This window comes from Pseudoalteromonas sp. S1727 (genome assembly GCF_005886375.1).
Taxonomy (GTDB): Bacteria; Pseudomonadota; Gammaproteobacteria; order Enterobacterales; family Alteromonadaceae; genus Pseudoalteromonas; species Pseudoalteromonas haloplanktis.
Genome location: NZ_PNDT01000108.1, coordinates 1 through 339 on the forward strand (window position 1 = coordinate 1; position 339 = coordinate 339).

Here is a 339-nt window from a genome sequence, read left to right on the forward strand (position 1 = left end):
AGCTGATATTGCTGATGGTGATTACACTGTCACGGCAACTATCACTGATGCTGCTAACAATAGCGGCACAGCGCAAGGTAACGGCACTGTTGATACATTAGATCCAACTTTAACTTTAGATGGACTAGGTACATTTAATGACAATACGCCAATCATTTCTGGCAGTAGTGATGAAATCGGCGCAACGGTGACGGTCAATGTCAGTGATGACTCAAACAGTTATCAACTAAGTGCCGTTGTACAAGCGGATGGCAGTTGGTCAGTACAAATTATTGACGCCTTAGATGATGGTGCAATTACTATTACGGCTAACGTGAGTGATGCTGCTGGTAATCAAGC

Annotated in this window: 1 protein-coding gene; it reads left to right on the top strand. The window is 43.7% G+C overall.

The window, feature by feature from the left end:
* Positions 1–339, top strand: a 339-nt coding sequence (locus CWB85_RS18990; protein WP_249314923.1) for an Ig-like domain-containing protein, incomplete at both ends; no start/stop codon positions are given.